Source organism: Streptomyces sp. NPDC045846 (assembly GCF_056431605.1).
In genome coordinates this window covers 98,529-119,051 of the sequence record NZ_JBWKKJ010000016.1, presented here as the reverse complement: position 1 = coordinate 119,051, position 20,523 = coordinate 98,529, and the positions used below count along the sequence as shown (strand labels likewise).

The window sequence follows — 20,523 nt, the reverse complement described above, 5'->3', positions numbered from 1 at the left end:
CACCGCCACGGAGCAGCGATGTCTCACTCTCATTTCCGCCATGTGCGGCTCGCGCCCGCACCCGCAGCGGCCAAGGCCGTCGCGACAGCCGCTGCGGTGGGCGCGGGGCTGCTGCTTCCGGTGGCGCTGGCCCGGGTGGTCGACCGGGCACTGGCGGGCGGTGACACCGATGCCTTACTGCTGGTGTTCGCCGGGCTGTTGCTGCTGCGCGTGGTGGCCGAGGCAGGCGGTGAGATGGCAGGGGTGGCGGCAGAGACCTCGGTACTCGGGCGGCTTCGGTACCGGCTGGTGCGGCAGGTGTTCATGCTGGGTGTGCCCGGTTCCCGGCGCCATGCGCTCGGCGACCTGATCGCCCGCCTGAGCGGAAACGCCGCGTCGGCGGCCAAGGCGGTGCCCTATCTGATCGAAGCCGGAGTGGAGATCCTGGCTGCGGGCTGCGGGATGGCAGCCCTGTGCTGGATCGACTGGCAGGCCGGTCTCACCTTTCTGGTCACCGCGGCTCCACTGGCGTTCGCGATCCGGCGGCTCGCCCAGCGGTCGTCCAGCGCGTTCGCCGAATATCTTCTTCAACTGTCCGCCATCGCGGGCCGGTTGGCCGATGCGGTGTCCGGGCGCAGGACCATTCGCGCCTGCGGAACCGGACGCCGGGAAGCCGCGCGTGTGCTGTTTCCGCTGCCGGAGCTGGCGCGAGCGGGAATGGCCACATGGCAGGTCCGGCGCGCTGTCTCCTGGCAGGTGGCATTCGCTCAGACCACCATCCGGGTCCTCGTCCTGCTGGTCGCCGGGACGGGTGTGGCCGACGGCCGGATCTCCCCCGGCGCCTTCTTCGCGCTGACCCTCTACCTCACCATTGCCCTGGGGTTCGTCCAGCAGGTGGACACCCTGCTCTTCCTGGCCGACGCGCGGGCCGGCGCCGCCCGCGTCCAGGAGCTGCTGGCAGAGCAGCGACCGGCCGGCGGGGGGACGGCTCAACTGCCCGCCGGGCAGGGCGAGGTGTCCTTCCGCGGCGTCTCGGTCCGCCACGGCGAGCGGACCGTACTGGATGCCGTCAGCCTGGACGTACCGGCCGGCGCCGTGCTGGCGGTGGTGGGCCCGTCGGGCAGCGGCAAGACCGCCCTCGGGCTGCTCGCGGGCAGGCTGATCGACCCCGATGAGGGTGAGGTGCTGCTGGAGGGCGTCCCGCTGCGTGCCCTGGATCCCGGCGCCGTTCGTGCCGCCGTGGGGTACGCCTTCGACCGCCCGGTTCTGCTCGGCGACACCATCGGTGACGCCATCGGCTTCGGGAACCGGGCGGGAGGCAAGGTTGAACGTGCGGCCCGGATCGCTCAGGCCGAGGACTTCATCCGCAGGCTCCCTGACGGGTTCGACACCAAGCTCGACCAAGCTCCGCTGTCCGGCGGGGAGTTGCAGCGGCTCGGGCTGGCCAGGGCGATCGCGCATCAAGGGCGCGTGCTGGTTCTGGACGACGCCACTTCCAGTCTGGACACCGTCACCGAGGCCAAACTGGCTGCTGCGTTCGTCGAGGGGCTGGCCGGCCGCACCCGCCTGGTGATCGCGCACCGTGCCATCACGGCGGCGCGGGCCGACCTGGTGGCCTGGCTCGATCAGGGACGCATCCAGGCGGTTGCGCCCCATCACACCCTGTGGGCCGCCGAGCCCCGCTACCGTGCCGTCTTCGGGAACGCCGGGTGAACCGGGCCGGGCACACGCTGCTGCTGAGTGTGCTCCGCCAACGGCGGGGGACCCTGGCGCGGATCTTGGTCTGGTCCGTCGTCGAGACCGCTCCCGTCGGGGCTTCGGGACTGCTGATCTCCACGGCGATCGACCACTTCCTGTCGCACGACGTGCTGCCCGCCGCCGGGGCACTCACCGCGCTGCTGGTGGCCGCGCTGGTCGGGGCGGCGGCCACCCGCCGGCTCTTCCCCTGGATGGCCGCGGTCATCGAACCGGTGCGGGACGCGTTCGTCATCGCGCTGGTGGAGGGGGTGCTGGCCGATGCCGTGAACTCGGCCCGCCCGCCGGACCTGGCCTCCGTCGCCCGGCTCACCGAACAGGTGCAGACCGTCCGGGAAGTCCTGCACGCCCTGCTCCGCATCATCCGCCAGATCGTCTTCGCCTCGGTGGCCGCGCTGGTGGGACTGAGCCTGCTCGCCCCGCTGGTCGCCTTGATCAGCGGCGGGCTGGTGCTGGCGGCGATGGCGCTGTTCGCCTGGCTGCTGCCCGGCCTGGCCGCGCGCCACAAGGCGGTGCTGCTCGCCGAGGAGGAAGTGGCCCAGCGGGCGGGCACCGCTTTCAGCGGGGTCCGCGACGCGATCGCCTGCGCGGGCGAGCACCGGGTCATCACAGGCGTCGACCAAGCCGTGGACGAACAGCGGCGGCGGGCCCGTGCGCTGGCCAGGGCCACCGCCGCACGGACTCTGGTGGTCTTCGTCGGAGGCCAGCTGCCGGTGGTCGTCCTGCTGGCCAGCGCGCCTTCACTGCTGCACCGCGGCTACCTGAGCCTCGGCGAGCTGGCCGGCGCGGTCACCTACCTGACGGTCGGTCTGGAACCGGCGCTGCGCAAGATGCTGGAGGTGCTGGCCACCTGGGGACTGGAGATGGCGGTGAGCATCACCCGGCTCGGGGAGGGGTTCGCCGAGCCTGCCGCGACACCGGCCACCAGCCCCGCCCCGGACGCGTACGACCTTGAGGTCGACGGCCTTACTTTCGCCTACGGGCCGCACGCCACTCCGGTCGTCCAAGACCTCCACTGCACCGTGCCGGAAGGGAGCCACCTGGTGGTCGTCGGCCCCAGCGGAATCGGGAAGTCCACGCTGGCCGGGCTGCTCACCGGGCTGCTGACGGCGCAACGTGGACGGGTGCTGCTCGGCGGCGCCGACATCGGCGGCATCGACCAACGCGAACTGCGCCGGCTCGTGGCTCTGATACCGCAGGAGGCATACGTCTTCGCCGGCACGCTTCGGGAGAACCTGACCTACTTGGCGCCACGGGCCACCGCGGCCGAGATCAGCGAGGCTTTGGCTGCGGTCGGCCTGCGGCCGGTGACCGACCGGCTGGGTGGGATCGACACCCGGGTCGGCGCGGGCGGCGCCGACCTCTCGCAGGGCGAGCGGCAACTCGTCGCGCTGGCCCGGGTGTACCTCTCGCCCGCCCGGCTGGTGATCCTGGACGAGGCCACCTCCGGGCTCGATCCGGAGACCGAGGCGAAGGCCGAGGCCGCATTCGCCCGACGGCCCGGAACGCTGATCGTCATCGCGCACCGGATCAGCTCCGCCCGCCGCGCCGACCAGGTGCTCCTGCTGGACGGGTGCACCGCTCGCTTCGGCACTCATGACCAGCTGGCCGCCGCGTCCGCGCTCTATGCCGACCTGATCGGCAACTGGGACCACGAGCGTGGCTGTCCGCTGACGTATTCCGGCAACAAGGGAGAGAAGGATGCTGGTTGCTGACCGTCCTGGCTACATTCTGTGGGACATCACCTACCATTGCCCGCTGCGCTGCGTGCACTGCTACTCCGAATCGGGCAGGCGGCCGTCGCGGCAACTGAGCCTGCGGGACAACCTCCGTGTCGCGGACGCGATCATCTCGCTCGCCCCGGACAACGTCGGGCTGGGCGGTGGTGAAGCACTGGTGGTGCCGGGGATCTTCGAGATCATCGAACGGATCACGCGTGCGGGGATCGGGGTGTACCTCTACACCGGAGGGTGGCCGCTGCGGGAGCGCGCGATGGAAGAGATCCTGCGGTTGCGGCCCCAGGTGAACATGAGTGTCGACGGGGCGACAGCGGAGGTCCACGACCGGATCCGCGGCCGGGCCGGCTCGTTCGACCGAGCCATGAAGGCGCTGCAGCTGCTCGACGATGCATCGAGTGAGGCACGGCGGCACGGTGAACCACCACTGGTGTTCGGCATCGACAGCACGGTCCTGCGGAGCAGCTTCGGCCAGCTGGAACTGTTCTGCACCGAAGTGGCCCCCCGCTTCCCGCAGATGGGCTTCCTCTACCTCAGCGCCGTGGTGCCCTCCGGTCTCGCCAACCGTGAAAGCTTCGTGGAGCAGGAACTGCTCACCGATGAGCAGGCCGCCCGGATGGCCTCGCCCGAACTCGCCGAGCGCCTGAGGTCCCTGGCACCTGCCTCGCTGGAACTGTCCCTGTCCGACAACTGGGGTACGAGTATGCACCCCGACCGGATTGCGGCAGGAAGCTTCTTCGCCGCGATGGCCGTGGAACCGGACGGAGCCGTGCGGGCGATGTGCATCTACGAGGGAGTGGTGGGCAACATCCTCGAGGAGGACCCGCGACTGCTCTGGAAGCGCTCGGTCGCACGCTGGCATGACCCGTTCGTGGTGGACACCCTCAAACCAGTCCGCACCATGCGGGAATGGGCCGACGCCGCCCGCCGGATCGACCGCCGCTTCGGCACCGACGACGACCGGGCCCGCATCGAGGGGCGCCCGGAACTTTCCGTGGCGCTGCCGCTCCGAGGACGATCATGACCGTCGACGATCCGCTGCTCATAGACTGCGCCCAGGCGGTACTCGCCCGCCACGACGGCCTCGGCTGGCAGGCCAAGCCGGACACGTTCTGGTGCTACGTCGAGCCCCCGGGTGGGCGTTCGGTACGGCAGGGGTGGAAACTGCACCTCTCCGCGACCCCTTTGTCCGCGCCCCTTGTCCTGGCCAGAACGGCGGACGTGCTGCTGCGCCGGGCCTGCCCGTTCAAGTTCGCGAAAACCCTTGCCCAGGTCGAAGAGCTCGGCTCCCGGCTGTGCAACCGGGGTGCGGGCGGCAAGTTCCTCACCGCGTACCCCGAGTGCGACCAGGAGGAGCTCGGGGAGCTGGCCGAAGAACTGCACCGGGCGACCGCCGGCCTGCCCGGACCGGGGATCCTCTCGGACCGGCCCTACCGGCCGGGCAGCCTGGTGCACTACCGGTTCGGGGTGTTCACCGGAGTGCCGATGCTGGGCAACGACGGCAGTTACGAGGCGATGCTGATCGCGCCGGACGGCCGGCTGGTGCCCGACGAGCGCAAGGCGTGGTTCTCACCGCCCTCGTGGGCTCCGCCCGATCCGTTCCACCCCATGGCCGAGGCCGCGCCGACGGCGCCCAAACCCGTGCTGCTCGACGGCCGTTACCTCGTCCGGAAAGTCATCCGTCATGCCTTCACCGGAGGCGTATTCCTGGGCTCCGATCAGAAAACCGGGGCCGAGGTCGTCATCAAGCAGGCCCGGGCGCACACCGGGGCGGGACCGGAGGGGCAGGACATCCGTGACCGGCGACGGCACGAGGCGGAACTGTTGGCACAGTTCGCGCCCTCGGGTCGGACCCCGCACCCCGTCGGCGTCTTCGAGCAACAGGGCGACCTGTTCCTCGTGCAGGAATCACTGCCGGGCGTCACCTTGCGCCAGTGGGTACGCGAGAACCTCGAACCGGACGACGGCGGGTCGTGGGGCGGGCCGGTCTCCCAACTGCGCGACATCGCCTGCGAACTCGTGGAGCTGCTGCGGCTGGTGCACGACAGCGTTTTCGTCACCCAGGACTTCACCCCCGACAACATCATGGTCCTGGCGAACAGGGAGCTGCGCCTGATCGACCTCGAGCAGCTCGCCAAGCCCGGCACCCAGGTCAAGCGGTCCCACACCCCGGCCTACGCCGCACCGGAGCGACTCGACGCACCACCGTTCGGGTTCGCACCCGCACCTTCCGCCGGTCTGTACAGCCTGGGCGCCACCTTGTTCTACCTGGTCAGTGGCGCCGACCCGGCACTGACCCCGGACGAACCGCAGGAGCGAACCACTGCGGAGCGCATTGCGAACTGGCTCCAACGTATTGCCCCGCGCAACGCCGCAGCACGGCTGATGGCACCGGCCATCGTCGCCCTCCTGGATGCGGTTCCGCAGCGACGCCCCGGTCTCGACGCCGCGCTCGCCCTCCTCGTCCGAGCGGAGGAACCCGAAGCACGCCCCATGGCCGACCGGATCGGCGACCACGACCTGGACCGCCTGATCTCCGACGGATTCGCTTACCTGCTGGACACCATGGACCCGAAAGACGACCAGCGCCTGTGGCCAGCGGGCCGGAACGAAGCGGGAAGCGATCCGCTGAACGTCCAACACGGCAGCGCCGGTGTACTCGGCGCGCTGGTTCGCGGCTGCAAGGGCGAGCCGGCACTCGTGGAAGCCGTCCAGGCTGCGGCCGACTGGACAGCGCGCCGCGTCGGACGCGAACCACGCGCGCTGCCCGGCCTGTATTTCGGGCGTTCCGGAACGGCCTGGGCACTGCTGGAAGCCGGCCAGCTCCTCGGCGACGACCGGCTCCGCCGCCTGGCAGCAGACCTCGCCCAACGGGTGCCCGTCCGCGGGCCGAATCCGGATGTCTGCCATGGGACTGCCGGAGCGGGCCTCGCCCAGCTGCGGTTCTGGGAGGCAACCGGAGAGGAACAGTTCCTGACCCGGGCGCGGGCCGCAGCCGACGCGCTCGCCACGGCCGCCGAACACCGCGACGGCCAGGTGAGATGGCCGATCGCCGCCGACTTCGCCTCGGCCCTGGCGGGCGTCGTCCACTATGGCTTCGCCCACGGGGTGGCCGGCGTGGGCACGTTCCTGCTCGCGGCGGGCAACGCGGCCGGCCAGCCGCACTATACGAAGCTCGCCACGGCCGCCGCGGACACTCTGGGCTCCCTCGCACGCTTCGACCGGGGCGCCGCGTACTGGCCCAGCGACGACAAGGGCGGGCTCCTGAAGACCAACTGGTGCAGCGGCTCCTCCGGGATCGGCACCTTCCTGATCCGGATGTGGCAGAACTCCGGCGAGGACCGGCACGCCGACCTCGCCATCAAGGCGGCCATAGCCGTCCGCCGCTCCCGCTGGCACATGGGAACCTGCCAGTGCCACGGGCTGGCCGGGGACGGCGACTTCCTGCTGGACCTGGCCGAGCTCCTGGGCGACAAGCGCTACCGGGAGTGGGCGGCGGAACTCGCGCAGAGCATCCAACCCCGTAACGCCGTGCGCCACGGCCGCCTGGTCCTGCCCGACGACACCGGCATTTCGGTGACGGCGGGCTTCAGTACCGGCCTCAGCGGTGTGCTGGCCTTCCTCACCCGCCTGCGCGACGGCGGCTCCCGGCTCTGGCTGCCCAGATCCCTCATGCAAGGGCCGCGACCCGAGGCGGCTGCTGCGCCCGGTCGCTGTGAGTGAGAGCACGTCGTCCCGAACAGACCTACCAGCCGAGGGGGCCGGGGGCGGTGTGGTGGCGAAGCGGTGCCAGCCCTGCCAGGTGGTGACCGGCCACGGCCCGCTGGCTGCTTCCTCGCCGACGACAGCGCTCACGTCGACCCTGCGTCGTTTCCGTGCCGCTGCGCTTCACCTGGGCGTCTTCCGTGGCAGGACGGCTGGGATTCACCATTCGAGGACCTTTGCCTGGGCGTCGTAGAGCCCGTACCCGGGAGAGGGAGCAGGGCTGCCTGGACACTCGTCGTCGGCGTCGTCCTCGTACGGCGGGGCTTTCCCCGGGGGCGGTGGGTTCCCCTGGCGCCGCTGACGGAGCCCGTACCGCTCACGCTCCAGTTGGTCGGCGAGCTGCGCCCGGCCTGGCCCACCAAGTCCCCTTGACCGCAGAAAGACCCCTGCGCCAGTCTCTCTGTGCAGCTGGAAAGCCGGAGGGGGAGTGCAGTGCTCTCGGCCGGTGGCGGTAATTCCTTTGGGGTCTGCTGATTGGACTGGTTAAGGTCTGGGGGCTCTGGGTGCTCGCAAGCTCGGGGCTTGGCGGTGGTGGTTTCACTGCCGAACGGCGGCCGCGCCTGCCTGCTGTCTGCGTGACGGGGGGTCCGTCTTATGGCGGGCGGCTGCCGTGTATCGCATGCCAGGGGTGTTTGGGCGGCCGGTGAGGGCCTGGGTTTGGGGCGGGTTGATGGATCGCGAATCGGCATTGAAGGCGGCGGACAAGTACCTCCGTAATGCCGCGCACTCGAGGCGTGGTGATGTCATCTTCTGTGAGGATGCCTCAGAGGTGGCAGGCTGGCTGGTCGTTGACTGGGGGAAGCCGGACGTGCCGCAGCCGGGTCCTGAGGAGAATGTTGGCTACCAGCCGATCGTTGTGAATCTGACGACTGGTGAAGTTCGCTCAGCAGACGCCAATGACATGTTCCTTTGGTGACGGCGTCTCCCAGTCCCTGATACCGGCCTCTCGAAAAAACGAGTCGGCCTGGTGAAGCGAGATCCCGGTCTGGATACTCGGCGTAGGGCGCCTCAGTTTCGCCGGTCGGGTCGAGAAGCGGCGTGGGTGCCAGCCGCAGGCGTGGCATGCGAGCGATGCCTTCGCGAATTCGACGGAACCATTTTCCAGGGAACACTACGCCCCGCCCTGTAGCCAGACCGGCCCGCGGAGCGGGATGGGGCTTGGAGGCGAAGCCGGAAGGGCGTCGGGGGTGTGAAGCGGACTCGCCAGGCCGAGCAATACGAGGCCAAGTCCGAAGCGGGACGGGGACTTCACGCCCTCAGGGGTGGCCGAGCAGAGCGAGGCAGACCGTACCCTCCCCCTGCTGTCTGGGGAAGAAAGAGGTTCGTATGCGGAAGGTGCCACCGCGCCGATGCACGTACGGCAAGTCCGGTAGGAAGATCCAGACTGAGGTGTAAACCAGCCCCAAAGCGGGTGCTTCAAGCAACTCGTACGGCACGTAGCGGAGGGGGAGCTGGAGTTAGGCCTCGCATGAGGTGGTCGGACCCGGTGGTCACGTCATGGCTGCGAGCAGTTCCATGTTCAGGACCGGGCGGGCACACTGGGCTGATGATGGAGGTGGACCCTGAGTGGGCTGCGCGCATCCAGTACGCGCCGGAGAATGATAGCCATTGTCGGTGCATCAACTCTTGGGTGCCTCCGGTCGAAGAACTGTTGTGGCGCACAGCCCGTGCCAGCACGCTCAGGCGCTTCTTTCCCTTCTCCAGTCACAATTCCCTATGCTTCGCGACGAGTTCCGACTTTGCGACTGCCGAGAATCTGGGTCCTTGCATCGTGTACTGCTACGACGACTACGGCAGCCCGGACCGCAGACCGGAGTACTGGGTGTGGGACGCGTGGCCGGACGACTGGCTGCGCAAGCCCGTCCTTCGGACGTACGACGTCGATGCCGCGGTACGCGAGCTGGAGCGGCTGACTGCAGGCTTCACGCCGACAGACACCCTCGTGGCCGGACCGAAGGAGGCGGCGAGGGTTCGGCCAGGAGCAGGGCGAATTCCAGGGGTCAGGACGGCGGCGTCTTCTTGGCGTACGCGGTCGTGACGAAGCAGAAGACCTGGCCCTGGGACGGGTCGCCGACCGTGATGGCAGGCGAGTTCAGGACGTCCGACGCGTCGAACGTGATGGTGAGGTCGTCGCGGCCAGAAAGGTTCGGGTCATACACGGAGAGCGTCACCTGGTTGCCGCTCATCTGGTAGCCCCACACCGCAACCTGGTGGTCGTGCTGCAGGTCCAGCGGATTGACGGAGAGGACCTTCACCAGGCAGATCGGAGCCGGGAATCCGCCGTCGATCCAGGTGCGGATCTGGGGCCAGGCGTCCTTGATGATGGTCGGCGACCGGCCTTCCAGGGGGTTTCCGGCGCTTCCGGTGTCGGGGTAAGCCGGGTTGCCGATGGCGAGCAGCGTCGCCGGGAGCGAGGGCAGGTCGAAGCTGTCGAGGAGCCGGCCGACGATGAAGTCGTAGAGAGGTGTCCCGGGGGCGGCCGGGTCGGGGCGTTCCTGCGGGACGGGCAGAGAGGCCGCCCAGTAGTCGAGAGCCGCGTAGACCATGCCGCCGCACAGCCCGTACTCGGCGTCGCCGATGGGGATGGTGGCCACTCCGAGGTCGATCGAGGTGAGCGGGGCGCTGGCCCAGCTGTTGTCGAACGGGAAGCCGTGCTGGGACGGCCGGAAGGTGGTGTTGTGCGGCGTGGACGGCTCCAGCACGTAGTCGACGCTCACGTTGTCGCCCGACCACCCGCTCTGGTACAGCGCGAAGCCCGAACTGACATCGGTGGCGTACTTGTTGGTGCCGGCAAAGGGGTTGTCCCAGGCGATCTTCAACGAGGCGCCGTCACCGCCGATCGCGTACACGGCGTTGCCCTCAGTGCCGGTGGCGATGCCCGAGGACTCGGAGGCCCATGTGGTGTCGGCCTGCGGGCCGACGTTGTCCGGCGGCTGAGTAGTCCATTCGCCGCCCGGGAGGTCCGTGGAGGTGAGGGTGAGGTCCTGGTCGGTATGGTTGTGCAGGACGACCTGGGTGCTGCGTGCGGCCATCGCAATCGCCTCCTCATGAGGTGTCGGCTAGGTGGCGGTGATGAACGGGACCTGAAGACTGTCCCAACTCGCCTGGCCTGGGCTGCCGTTGGCGGCGTCCTCGGAGAATCCGAGCTTGACCTGCCAGGCCTGGTACGACTCGATGTCCCCGCTACCCCATACGTCCTTCTGCGTGGTGCTCGTGTACCGGTCGCAGCCGACGGCGACGAGGCGGTCGTGCATCGCCGCGATGATCGGGCTCTGTCGCCCGGCGACAAAGAAGTCGGCACCGGGGAAGGGCTGGAACCGGGGTGGCGCCGCGGCCGCCAAGGCCGGGTCGCTCACGGGCGGCAGTGACGGCAGGACGCTTGCGACCAGGCCGACGGCCTGCATCCCGCTGCGCCCGAGCGGCGCCGCGCCCCCGGCCGCCGCATCCCCGGCCGAGACGAGGAAGGGGCCGAAGTTCGCGGTGTCGCGCGGCAGCTGGTCCGGGCTGTTGATGACCACGTTCCGGACGATCAGCAGGGCGTACGGGAGCGTGTTGGCAGTTCCCGCCGCGGGCTCTGGTACCAGCGTGCCGGCGGCGCGGCCGGGGACGTACCAGTTGGTGGCCGAGAGCAGGACGTCGTCCCACCACGGGCTGCCCGAGGCGAGCCGGGTGAGCGAGACCAGGGTGTATTGGAACGCGACGACGGCCTGGGGCGGGGGCTGCCCCGGGCCGATGATGGCGATGGGGGCGCCGGCGCTGACGATGGCGCCCTCCGGCACGAGCAGCTGGAGCAGGGTGCCGGCCGCGGGGGAGGGGATCTCGGTGTCGACCTTGTCCGTGCCCACCTCCAGCAGTGGTTCGCCGGACTGGACGGTGTCGCCGACCGCTTTCAACCACCGGGTAACCATGGCGTCCTGGGCGACCCCTTCCAGGGCGGGCATCGTCACGGCGGTGTCCGCCGGGTCTGCCGGATCGGGAGCCGACTGGGTGCGGGCCGTACTGGTCGTCTGCCAGGACGGCGCGTCCGGCAGCGGCCAGTCCGGCGGCTCGCTGCCCAGCGGCGCGGACGGCGGGACCTGGTCGAGCAGGGTGCGGGCCGCCGCGATCCGCTGGACGAACTGCTTGCCGGCGAGGCCGGACGGGTCGAGGGGCACGGCGCTCGTGACGATCGTCGAGTAGAGAGCAGTGGCGCTCTCGCCGCCCGGGGGTGCGGTCGTCTCGACCTGCCCGGGGCGCAGGAGGAGCGTCGTGTCGAAAGTCGTGAGCCACTGGGCCAGGGCCAGCGTGTTCACCACGCCTTTCTGCACGATCTGGTCGTCGACCGGCACGCCGGGGAAGAAGGCGACGGCTTTGTCCGGCGTGAGGGTGCCGAACAGCGCGGTGAGGTCGGCGACCAGCGCCTCTTCAGCGGTCTTCAGATCGGGGGTGGTCACGACGACGGGGATGCCGGGATGACGCGCACGACCCAGCCGAGGATCTGCGTCCCGTGGATGCTCAGCGTTCCGCCGGCGGCGGTGCTCTGGAAGCTCCAGCTGGAACTGCCGTCGTCCTGGCTGAACTGGCTGCCGTCGGTGCTGGAGTCCTGGTGGTTATAGGTGGCCCCGAGCCCGAACGCCCCCACCGAACCGCCGTAGCTGGTTCCGGAGGAGCTCGTCTGGCTGGCGGCGCTCTGGGCGAACGTGTTGGAGAAGGTCTCGAAGTCGCCCCAGTCGTCGCAGCTGACGCTGATGTTGCGGGCAACCAGGATCTGCACGGGCAGGGCCGGGAAGAAGTTGGCGTTGTTCCCGGCGGTGTTCGTGCCGTCGCTGAGGAAGTTCGCCCCCTTGCCGGTGATGTGCCAGCCCGCGCCGACGCGGAAGATCTCGTCGAAGAGCCACGGCCGGTCGATCGTCGCGAGGAAGAACTCGCCCGAGATGCTCGCGCTGCTCGACTGGTCCCAGCCGGTGGACCCGGCCGAGGAACCGGAGGCGAATCCGCCAGAGCTCTTGGCCGAGGAGAAGCCCACGTCCCCGGTGGCGCTGAACGGGCCGTACACGATCCCGACGCCGCCGGAGTCCGACTGGCTGGAGGAGCTGTAGTAGCTGCTGGAGAAGTCGTTGAAGGTGCTGCTGGAGGCTGAGTCGTAGGTCGAGTCCGACACCGAGATCTGCATGACGCCGAAGCTGTCGTCCGTCGCCTGGCACCAGGACGGCGGATCGATCGTGGTGTAGGCGAACTGGCCCACCGCGGCCGACGTCTGACCGAACAGCTCCCAGCGCTGCTTGACCGAGTCGACGGCGCCGGTGACGATGTCCTTGCCCTGCGCCCGGATGAACGCTTCCGCCTGGGAGTACGTCAGGGCGCCGGCGGCCTGGTCGGCGGCGTCACGGTCGGTCTCGGCGTCCTGGATCTGCTGGTCGAAGACCTTGCCGTCGCCCAGCGGGAACGCGGCTGCCAGGTTCGGGTCGCTCATGGCCGCGACGAACGCCGCCGCCTTCTTGCCGATCAGGCCGGTGACGGTTTCACGGGCCTTGCGGTAGTCGCGATACCCCTGCGAGGGCACTCCGGGGCGTGCGTAGAGGACACCGAGCGCCTGCTTGATGGCGGCCTCCTGGGCCGGCGGTGTCACCGGTGGCTGGTCGGCGGTCATCGACTGAGCGACCAGCTCCCAGGCGTCGGCGACCGAGCCCAGGCCGTACGCGGCGATGGGCGTGCCGAGCTGCAGGCTCACGTTGGCAAGACGGGAGGTGGCGACCGCCGAGTTGATCCCGATCTCGGCATTTGGGTCCGGTGGGGGCGGAGGCGGCGGTTTGTTCGTGGTCTTGGCGCCGTTCGCCGGCGCCGCGGGGGCCGGCGGCTGCTGGACCTGGGGGAGCTTGATCTCGCCCCCAGAGGCCATCAGCGCATAGGCGTCGCCGCCCTCGACCGTCCAGGGGTTCTCGTATTCCTTTGGATCGATGGGGATACCGGGAGACTGGTGCAGGAACACCATGTCCTTGTCGGCCTGCAGTACGGCGCTGATCGCGGCGCCCATCTGATCCAGTGCTGACAGGAGGGCCTTTTGCAGCGCTCCCAGACCGTCGATGTTGGCCATTTGAGGTCCCGATGTGAGTGGAAGTCTCGATCTGATGGAGCAAAGCCGATGAGCCGTACGCGGCTGCGCGGCTCCGCGTCGGATAGGACAGGGCGGCAGACAGCCAAGGCGATGTCCTTAACTCCATTCGAGCATGGCAGGCAGGCCCTGACCACCGGGACGCGACCGGGCCCGCCTTGGCTGCTGCCGACTCCCGTAGGGCGTGAGCCGCCTGGATACGGTGGCGGCATGGCAGTCATTTTGTGACATCCCCGCCCCGGCCTCACGTGGGACTGGTGGGCGACCGGCACCTGGCATGGTTCAACGACAACCCGGCGCCGCTCCACGCCTTCTGCCGCAGCGGCGAGCTCCAGACCTACACACGCAACGGCCGTCCCGGATTGCGGCCCCGGTTCAGCTGCGACGGGCAGTGGCAGACACCTGGACGGTCCATCTCGGCGAGAGCTGGGTCTAGCGGTCCGCTATGAGGCGACTGTCCTCATAGCGGCCATCGGCGAGTGGCTGTGACCAGCACACAAGCGCGTCCAAAACCAGTTCGCAACTATGGAGGTGCTCTCACTCCACGGCAGCATCGAGGAGAATCTGCGCCAGCTCGCGCGGCTGGGAGAACATCGGCCAATGGCCGGTGTCCATCTTCACCAGCCGCCAGCACTCGCTCGTCAGCAGCTCGGTCACATCTTCGTCGGGCTCGGCGTCGTCAGGCTCGCTCCCCGGCATCACGCACAGAATGTATGTGGCCGGAAGTTCACCGAGCGGCCCCGCCAGCACAGCGGGCTCGGTCAGCGTGGCACCTGGATGAGGCGTCGAGCCACGCACGAGGCGTGCGATCTGCTCATCGGTGAGACCTTCGCCGTCGTAATGAGTGGCTGGCGCGAGCGGCCAAAACCCCCCGTTCTTGGCGATCGATGCCTCCACCGCCGCCCCGCCGTCCGGCCAGGCGGAGACAAACGAATCGCCGTCAGTTGGAACACTGGAGTCGACGAATATCACGCGGGCCAGTCGGTCACCGATCCGCTCCGCGGCCTGGCCTACCGGAATGCCGGAGTAGCTGTGCCCCACCAGGACTACGTCACGTAGACCCTGGCGTTCCACCTCGGCAACGATGTCCTGGACGTGCGTGGCTTGTCCTGCCGGGACGCCCTGCTTGTCAGCCAGACCGGACAGCGTCAACGGATGGACGCCATGGCCAGCCGCGCGCAGATACGGCACGACCTCGCCCCACGCCCACGCCCCGAGCCGTGCACCTGCGACCAGCACGAAATTCACCATGCCCGCACCGTATCGGGCAGCCTAATGGGAGCTACGGAGTCGGGGAATGCTTGATTCCGTAGCCGCCAGCAGGTGAGCACTATCGCTGCCGGAACCAGTCGAGTTCTGCTGTCAGACCGTGCCCCTGCTGGTCGGCCGGGAGGCCAGACCGCTGATGGGGTGGCGTGCCCGCCCTGCAGGGCGTGAGCACTGGATCCATTAGGCCGCGTGCCGTGCCTTCCGCAGGCTGCACCGCTGTGTCAAGTACGGAACTGGGGAGGGTCTGTTGCTGCTGATCGGCGATGACTGGGCCGAGGACCACCACGATGTCGAAGTCCAGGACGAGACCGGCCGCAAACTGGCCGCCGCGAACCTGCCGGAGGGGGTGGCGGGCATCGCGAAGCTGCATGAACTCATCTCCCGCCATGGCGGCGCGGACCTGGACCCGGCCGAGATCGTGGTCGGCATCGAGACCGACCGCGGCTCGTGGGTGCAGGCCCTCATCGGCTCCGGCTACCAGGTCTTCGCGATCAACCCTCGCCAGGTCAACCGCTTCAAGGAACGCTATGCCTCCTCCGGGGCCAAGAGCGACAAGGGCGACGCGCACGCGCTCGCCGACATGGTCCGCATCGACCGCAACCAGCTGCGGCCCGTGGCCGGCGACAGCGAACAGGCACAAGCTGTGAAGGTCGTCGCCCGTGCTCACCAGAGCCTGATCTGGGAACGCACCCGCACCTTCCAGCGCCTGCGCTCCACTCTGCGCGAGTATTTCCCCGCCGCGCTGGCCGCCTACGCGGACCTCACCCTGACCAGCACGGACGCACTGGAACTGCTGATCAAAGCACCCACCCCGGCAGCGGCGGCGAAGTTGACCCGCACCCAGATCACCACCGTCCTGGCCCGCCACCGCCGCCGCAACCGGGACGCGAAAGGGGCCACCATCCAGACCGCCCTGCGAGAGCGGCAGCTCGGCCTGCCCGAACAGGTCACTGCCGCCTACGCGTCGGCCGCCACTGCCCACGCACAGCTGATCATCGCGCTGAACGAGCAGATCGTCGCGATGGAAGAGCAGGTGAAGGCACATTTTCTGGCGCACCCGGACGCTGAGATCTACCTCTCGATGCCCGGCATCGGGGAGATCAACGGCGCCCGGGTGCTCGCCGAGTTCGGAGACGACCCCACCCGTTACGCCAGCGCGAAGGCCCGCAAGAACTACGCGGGCACCAGCCCGATCACCCGGGCCTCCGGCAAGAGCCACACCGTCCAGGCCCGCTACGTCCGCAACAACCGCCTGGCCGACGCTCTCCAGACCCAGGCATTCGCTGCCCTGCGCTCGCCCGGCGCCCGCCGCTACTACGACAAACAACGCGCCCGCGAACTCGGCTACAACCCCGCCCTGCGCCAACTCGGCAACCGCCTCGTCGGCATCCTCCACGGCTGCCTCAAAACCCGCACCCACTACGACGAAGCGACCGCCTGGTCACACCACGCCCACACACCCGCCACTTGACCTCAAACGACATGGGGTGTCTGACAGCCTCGTGGCCGTGGTCGGACACCGCCGCGTGTGGATAATGCCTCCCGTGACTTCAGACATAGCCCGCCCGAGATGGTGGTCCGCGCTTCGAGGCTTCCTGCTCTTCTTCGTGTGTGGCGGGCTTGGCTCCTTCGCCTATGGGGTGATTCGGCATCGCCCGGTCGACGGGATGCCGTGGGGCGGGCTGCTCTTCGGGGCGATCCTCTGTGCGATGCTCAGCGCCCTGGTCCCGGGGCGACGGCGCCGCTGAAATCCCTCTCACGCGAGGGAACGCGTTCAGGCCACGTCAGCCAGGGCGAGTCTGCGGTAGCAGATGAGGGTGCAGGCGATGCTGGTGAAGGCGAGGAAGTGGTCGGCCTTGCGTTCGTAGCGGCGGCGGAGCCGGCGACAGCCGGCCAGCCACGACATGGTGCGCTCGATGGGCGCACGCCGCTCGATGTGCACCGTCTACAAGGACAAGATTGCCTGCGCCTCGCTGCTCACCAACAACAAGATGATCGCGGGGGTCAAGAACTGCCTCGTCAAGGCCGGAATCGGCGGAGCGGCAGCCTTCATCGTGGGCCGCACACCTCGGCGTGCTCGGGATCCCTGCACAGGCTGCTGGGGCGGCGGTTGTTGGTCAGCCACTGCCCGATCCGCCGGTGGAGCGCGGTGGCGTACCGGCGCGGCCAAAGTGGCTGCCTCAGGAAAGTGGGCCCGCGCGGCCGCCAAGTTCTCAGCGAAGCCCGCGTCGGCGGCGTCTATGTCTTCACCCCGGTCACCGCCACCCCGGTGCGGGAAATTCGCTGGTCGCCGGTTGCTGGTGGTGTTCATACTGCCGCAATGGATCCGGTGACGCTTGAGACCGACCGTTTGGTGCTGCGTGCCTTCACGTCTGCCGATGTGGATGCGGTGTACGAAGCCTGCCAGGACGAGGACATCCAGTTCTACACCCCGGTGCCCGTGCCGTACCGGCGGGCGGACGCGGAGAAGCTCGTCGGCGAGAAGCTGCCCGCTCAGTGGGCCGAGGACAGGGACTACACCTTTGGCGCGTTCCGCAAGGACACCCGTGCCCTCGTCGGCTCGTACTGCCTGACCCTCCTCAGCCGCGGGGTCTGGGAGCTCGGTTACTGGGCGGCCAGGGAGCAGCGGGGACGGGGGTACTCGGTGGAGGCCGCTCGGGCGCTGTGCGACTGGGGCTGGTCCACGCTCGACGTGCACCGGATCGAGTGGTGGGCCATGGCCGGGAACACCGGCTCGCGTGCCGTGGCGGAGAAACTCGGCTTCACGGTCGAAGGAACACTGCGCAATCGCGGTATCGCCAATGATGGCAGGCCGCACGACTGGTGGGTGGGCGGACTGCTGAGGCCCTGATGCTCGGAGCCGGTGCCCTGCAGCGGGCTGCCGCTTGTGCCCTGTTGGCCGTGACCATCAGGTGTGTCGCCACCAAGACATTGACCGACGATGTGGCTCGGGTTGTCGCTGCCGAGCCGGGAAGGACACGAGCGTGTCGCTCGCTCTGGAAGATCGCCTGGCGATCGCCGAATTGGTCTCCCTGCACGGCCACCTTGTCGACGACGGAGAACTTGAACGGCTGGGAGAGCTGTTCACCGTAGATGTCGTTTACGACTTGACCGATTTCGGCCAGGGCTGTCTCGTCGGAGCCATAGCCGTGCGGGAAGCGGCTCTCGCCTTGGGGGCAGCCAACCCCGTTGCTCATCACATCACCAACATCGTCATCACCGAGTCGACAGAGGGCCAGGTGCGGGTGCGGTCGAAGGGTCTGGGCATCAGGGCTGACGGCTCCTGCGGTTCCGTCTCCTATGACGACGTCGCTGTACGCGTTCGTGACGGCTGGCGGATCTGCCATCGCAAGGTGTCAGCACGGCGTATTCCGTTGAACGGCGTGACGCAGCTCTGACACCGCTCGGAAGTTGGTCGGCGAACCCAGTACCGATGGTCGGTGACGAGTGCCGGGTCGCCTGCGCCAGCGGGTCTTCAGCTCACACCTTCGGGCGTAGATCAGCCACGAGATGTGCTTCGACACCCTCTTGAGGGACGTCGAGCCTGGCACGATACGGGACCAACAGGGCTCCTGTGTCGACGGGTTGGCGAGTGAGATCACCAACGCAACGACCAGGGGCCCTGCCGCGTCACGAGCCCTCCCGAGGAGCCTTCATCACCCGCCGGGCACGAGGATGAGAAGCGTTCGCTGGGCGGAGATGAGTACCGACAGTCGGGAGGGTCCCAGTCCTGGCAGGGAGTGGGGGATTTACTGAGGAGTCGCAGCCCGCGCCAGTTGGGCGTGGCTTGGGGAAGCGGCCAGAGTCGGAATCGACCAGCCTCGTCAGTCCCCGACACTGGTTACGGCGTCCCCCGCTGACGCCCGCTCTCCGCCCTCACCGAGGACGGAGAGCCTCGCCGCGTGTCTCAGGCCAGGATCTGCACCCAGGGGCTCATGAGGCGGTACGGCGTCCCCGCGGGGATGTGCAGCCGCTGCATCTCGGCACGGATCTTGCCGTCGGCCTGGACCGCCTCCTGGGTTCCGGAGGGCACGAAGTGGGTGCGCCCGCCCGCGACGACCAGACCCCAGTACTGGTAGTGCGTGAGCGTCAGATAGACCCGCTTTTGGATGTAGTCGAGGACGACCTTGGTGTTGTGCTCGGAGTTCGAGCCGGTTCCCGTGTACTCGGCGAAGCCGCGCGGGAACCCGGCTGCGTTCAGGACCGAGGAGCCCGTGCCCGACTGGGAGTGGGCGCTGTAGTGATCGTGGAGGCCCTGGCTCTCCTGGGGGACCTGGGCGCGGAAGGCGTCGGGGCCGCCGCTGTGGTCCGCGCCGTTGGCGGGCAGCCGGCCCGTGTCGTCCTGGTGCCAACTCCGCAGCGTGCCGGGCTCGTTCGGTGTCGCGTCCCTCCGGGTGAGCTGGTCGGGCGTCCGCTCATCGAGCAGGGTGCCGCTCTCCAACTGGTACCGGACGTCGAATATCAGGTTGGTCAGCGGTCGGGGCAGCAGTTCCTTGGCCATGCCCCAGGTGAGCTGCTTCAAGGGATCGTTGCCGATGCGTCCGGTGGTCTCCTGCGCCTCGGCGGCCCGCTCTCCGAGCCCCTGACCGAACTCGTCCCACATCTCGTCGTCGTTCGCCCAGACCCCCTCCTTGCCGCCGGGCAGGCTCTGGTGCTCGTAGCCGCCCTGGGGCTCGACCGCGTACCGGGTGTTCTTGTTGGCCCGCAGCTCCGGTGGCACATCGGTGGCGATGACCTCCTGGATCGCCGCGACGAGGGCGTCCAGCTCAACTGCCCCGTTACTGGCGGTAGTCCGCACGGCCCTGGCCAGCCCCTTCAACCGCGTCCCGCCGTCCTGGGCGTAACCGACGGCCAGCTTGTAGTCGTCCGCGACGACCATCCGGTAGTACTCGCCGACCTGTGGCCGCGTCAGGGCGTTCTTGTCCGCGACGTTCTTGGCGCTCGCGTATCCGTCGAGGGTGACCGTGATGGCGCGTTGGACCGCCGGCCCGGCGGAGGCACTCTGGACCGGGGTCGGCCGCTCGGCGCCTGACTCGGCCGCCGGGGCCGCGGACTGCCGGGCGGAGCCGCCCGACATCACCCGGGTGGCATTGGCCTCCGCCTCCCGCTCGAACCGGTCGGAGGGGTCGGAGACCTTGACTCCGGAGCCGTTGTCGGTACCGGCCACGGGGCCCTGGCGCTGCTGGATGACGTGGGTCAGCTCGTGGGCGAGGGTGTGCTTGTCGGCGCCGCCGTCACCGATGACGACATGGCTGCCCGACGTGTAGGCACGGGCGCCGACCTCCGCCGCGGAGGCCTTGGCGGCACTGTCGTCGTGGATGCGCACGTCGGAGAAGTCCGCGCCGAGCCGGGCCTCCATGTCGCCGCGGGTCGCCTCGTCCATGGGGCGCCCGCTGCCGCGCAGGACATCGTGCACGGCGGAGCGCTGCACCGCGGGCCGCTCGGCCGGGTGGCCGCAGCCGGCGCCGTGCTGATGCCCGTCCCACTCGCCCGCGTGACCGGCCTGCCGGAGGAGCTGCACGACGGCCGCATTCCCCACGCTCTTCTGAAGTGCGCGCAGGCCCTGCGGTGGTGCCGCGCCCTTGGCTGCGGGCTTGCCCGTCGGGCCGCGCCCACTCGCGGCGTCGGCCCTTCGGGGGTCGTCATGGTTGTGCACGGAGCCTCTTCCTGCGCTGGACTGTATCCCCTCCTGCATACGCGGTGGAGACGCCCCGGCGCCAGGTACACGAGGGCACTGTCGCGGGGCCGCCCGGACAGAACCGCTGCGTCGAGACGGCCCTGGGTGTGCGTCTAGCCAGGCCATTTCTTCCGGATCATCTCTGGAGACACCGGTGAACCAGGAGCGTCCCTTGGCCCAGGGGGTCACGGGCCTTGACCCCAAGGCCGGGTAGTCAAGGAACTTGCTGGTAACGCAAGGGGTGTTGGGGA

At 69.1% G+C, this 20,523-nt stretch carries 14 protein-coding genes and 1 pseudogene; 9 read left to right on the top strand and 6 right to left on the bottom strand.

All coding sequences use genetic code 11. The annotated features are described in order from the left end of the window. Window positions 1–42 precede the first annotated feature (42 nt). The 5 genes from AC07F3_RS34970 (at window position 43) to AC07F3_RS34950 (ending at window position 8,151) form a co-directional block, all read left to right on the top strand. Window positions 43–1,692, top strand: coding sequence for an ABC transporter ATP-binding protein (locus AC07F3_RS34970; RefSeq protein ID WP_479118672.1), 1,650 nt, complete (start codon window positions 43–45; stop codon window positions 1,690–1,692). Next, window positions 1,689–3,449, top strand: a complete 1,761-nt coding sequence (locus tag AC07F3_RS34965; protein WP_479118670.1) for an ABC transporter ATP-binding protein — start codon at window positions 1,689–1,691, stop codon at window positions 3,447–3,449. Before AC07F3_RS34970 ends, AC07F3_RS34965 begins: the two co-directional genes overlap by 4 nt. Next, window positions 3,436–4,494, top strand: coding sequence for a radical SAM protein (locus AC07F3_RS34960; RefSeq protein WP_479118668.1), 1,059 nt, complete (start codon window positions 3,436–3,438; stop codon window positions 4,492–4,494). The genes AC07F3_RS34965 and AC07F3_RS34960 overlap by 14 nt, the downstream gene beginning before the upstream one ends. Further along, entirely contained in the window at window positions 4,491–7,193 is a 2,703-nt protein-coding gene (lanL, locus tag AC07F3_RS34955; RefSeq protein WP_479118666.1) for a class IV lanthionine synthetase LanL, read from the top strand. Before AC07F3_RS34960 ends, lanL begins: the two co-directional genes overlap by 4 nt. 712 nt (window positions 7,194–7,905) lie before the next feature. Next, a complete protein-coding gene (locus tag AC07F3_RS34950; protein WP_479118665.1) occupies window positions 7,906–8,151 on the top strand; it encodes a hypothetical protein in 246 nt (81 codons plus the stop codon). 1,084 nt (window positions 8,152–9,235) lie between these two features. Here AC07F3_RS34950 and AC07F3_RS34945 read toward each other — a convergent pair. The 4 genes from AC07F3_RS34945 to AC07F3_RS34930 all read right to left on the bottom strand — a co-directional run bounded on the left by AC07F3_RS34945 (window position 9,236) and on the right by AC07F3_RS34930 (window position 14,577). Continuing rightward, a complete protein-coding gene (locus AC07F3_RS34945; RefSeq protein ID WP_479118664.1) occupies window positions 9,236–10,267 on the bottom strand; it encodes a hypothetical protein in 1,032 nt (343 codons plus the stop codon). Window positions 10,268–10,294: 27 nt separating this feature from the next. After that, window positions 10,295–11,668: a peptidoglycan-binding protein gene (locus AC07F3_RS34940; protein ID WP_479118663.1), complete on the bottom strand. Its 1,374-nt coding sequence runs from the start codon at window positions 11,666–11,668 to the stop codon at window positions 10,295–10,297. Continuing rightward, window positions 11,665–13,308: a hypothetical protein gene (locus AC07F3_RS34935; RefSeq protein WP_479118662.1), complete on the bottom strand. Its 1,644-nt coding sequence runs from the start codon at window positions 13,306–13,308 to the stop codon at window positions 11,665–11,667. The genes AC07F3_RS34940 and AC07F3_RS34935 overlap by 4 nt, the downstream gene beginning before the upstream one ends. 555 nt (window positions 13,309–13,863) lie before the next feature. Beyond that, window positions 13,864–14,577: an alpha/beta fold hydrolase gene (locus tag AC07F3_RS34930; protein WP_479118661.1), complete on the bottom strand. Its 714-nt coding sequence runs from the start codon at window positions 14,575–14,577 to the stop codon at window positions 13,864–13,866. A 265-nt stretch (window positions 14,578–14,842) separates the two neighbouring features. Here AC07F3_RS34930 and AC07F3_RS34925 point away from each other — a divergent pair, with 265 nt between their 5' ends. Both AC07F3_RS34925 and AC07F3_RS34920 read left to right on the top strand, forming a co-directional pair. Next, window positions 14,843–16,066 (top strand): IS110 family RNA-guided transposase, encoded by a 1,224-nt coding sequence (locus AC07F3_RS34925; RefSeq protein WP_479118660.1) that lies wholly within the window; start codon window positions 14,843–14,845, stop codon window positions 16,064–16,066. 73 nt (window positions 16,067–16,139) lie between these two features. Next, window positions 16,140–16,343, top strand: a complete 204-nt coding sequence (locus tag AC07F3_RS34920; protein WP_479118658.1) for a hypothetical protein — start codon at window positions 16,140–16,142, stop codon at window positions 16,341–16,343. A gap of 26 nt (window positions 16,344–16,369) precedes the next feature. Here AC07F3_RS34920 and AC07F3_RS34915 read toward each other — a convergent pair. Continuing rightward, a pseudogene (locus AC07F3_RS34915) lies at window positions 16,370–16,513 on the bottom strand (IS5/IS1182 family transposase); the annotation flags it as partial. Between the two features lie 402 nt (window positions 16,514–16,915). Between AC07F3_RS34915 and AC07F3_RS34910 the strand changes: the two are divergent. Together AC07F3_RS34910 and AC07F3_RS34905 are read left to right on the top strand one after the other, a co-directional pair. Next, the gene (locus AC07F3_RS34910; protein ID WP_479118657.1) at window positions 16,916–17,446 is read left to right on the top strand and encodes a GNAT family N-acetyltransferase; all 531 of its coding nucleotides are present in this window, start codon (window positions 16,916–16,918) and stop codon (window positions 17,444–17,446) included. Window positions 17,447–17,579: 133 nt separating this feature from the next. Next, window positions 17,580–17,993 (top strand): nuclear transport factor 2 family protein, encoded by a 414-nt coding sequence (locus AC07F3_RS34905; protein WP_479118655.1) that lies wholly within the window; start codon window positions 17,580–17,582, stop codon window positions 17,991–17,993. A gap of 509 nt (window positions 17,994–18,502) precedes the next feature. Here AC07F3_RS34905 and AC07F3_RS34900 read toward each other — a convergent pair. Continuing rightward, the gene (locus AC07F3_RS34900) at window positions 18,503–20,290 is read right to left on the bottom strand and encodes an eCIS core domain-containing protein (protein ID WP_479118653.1); all 1,788 of its coding nucleotides are present in this window, start codon (window positions 20,288–20,290) and stop codon (window positions 18,503–18,505) included. Window positions 20,291–20,523 lie beyond the last annotated feature (233 nt).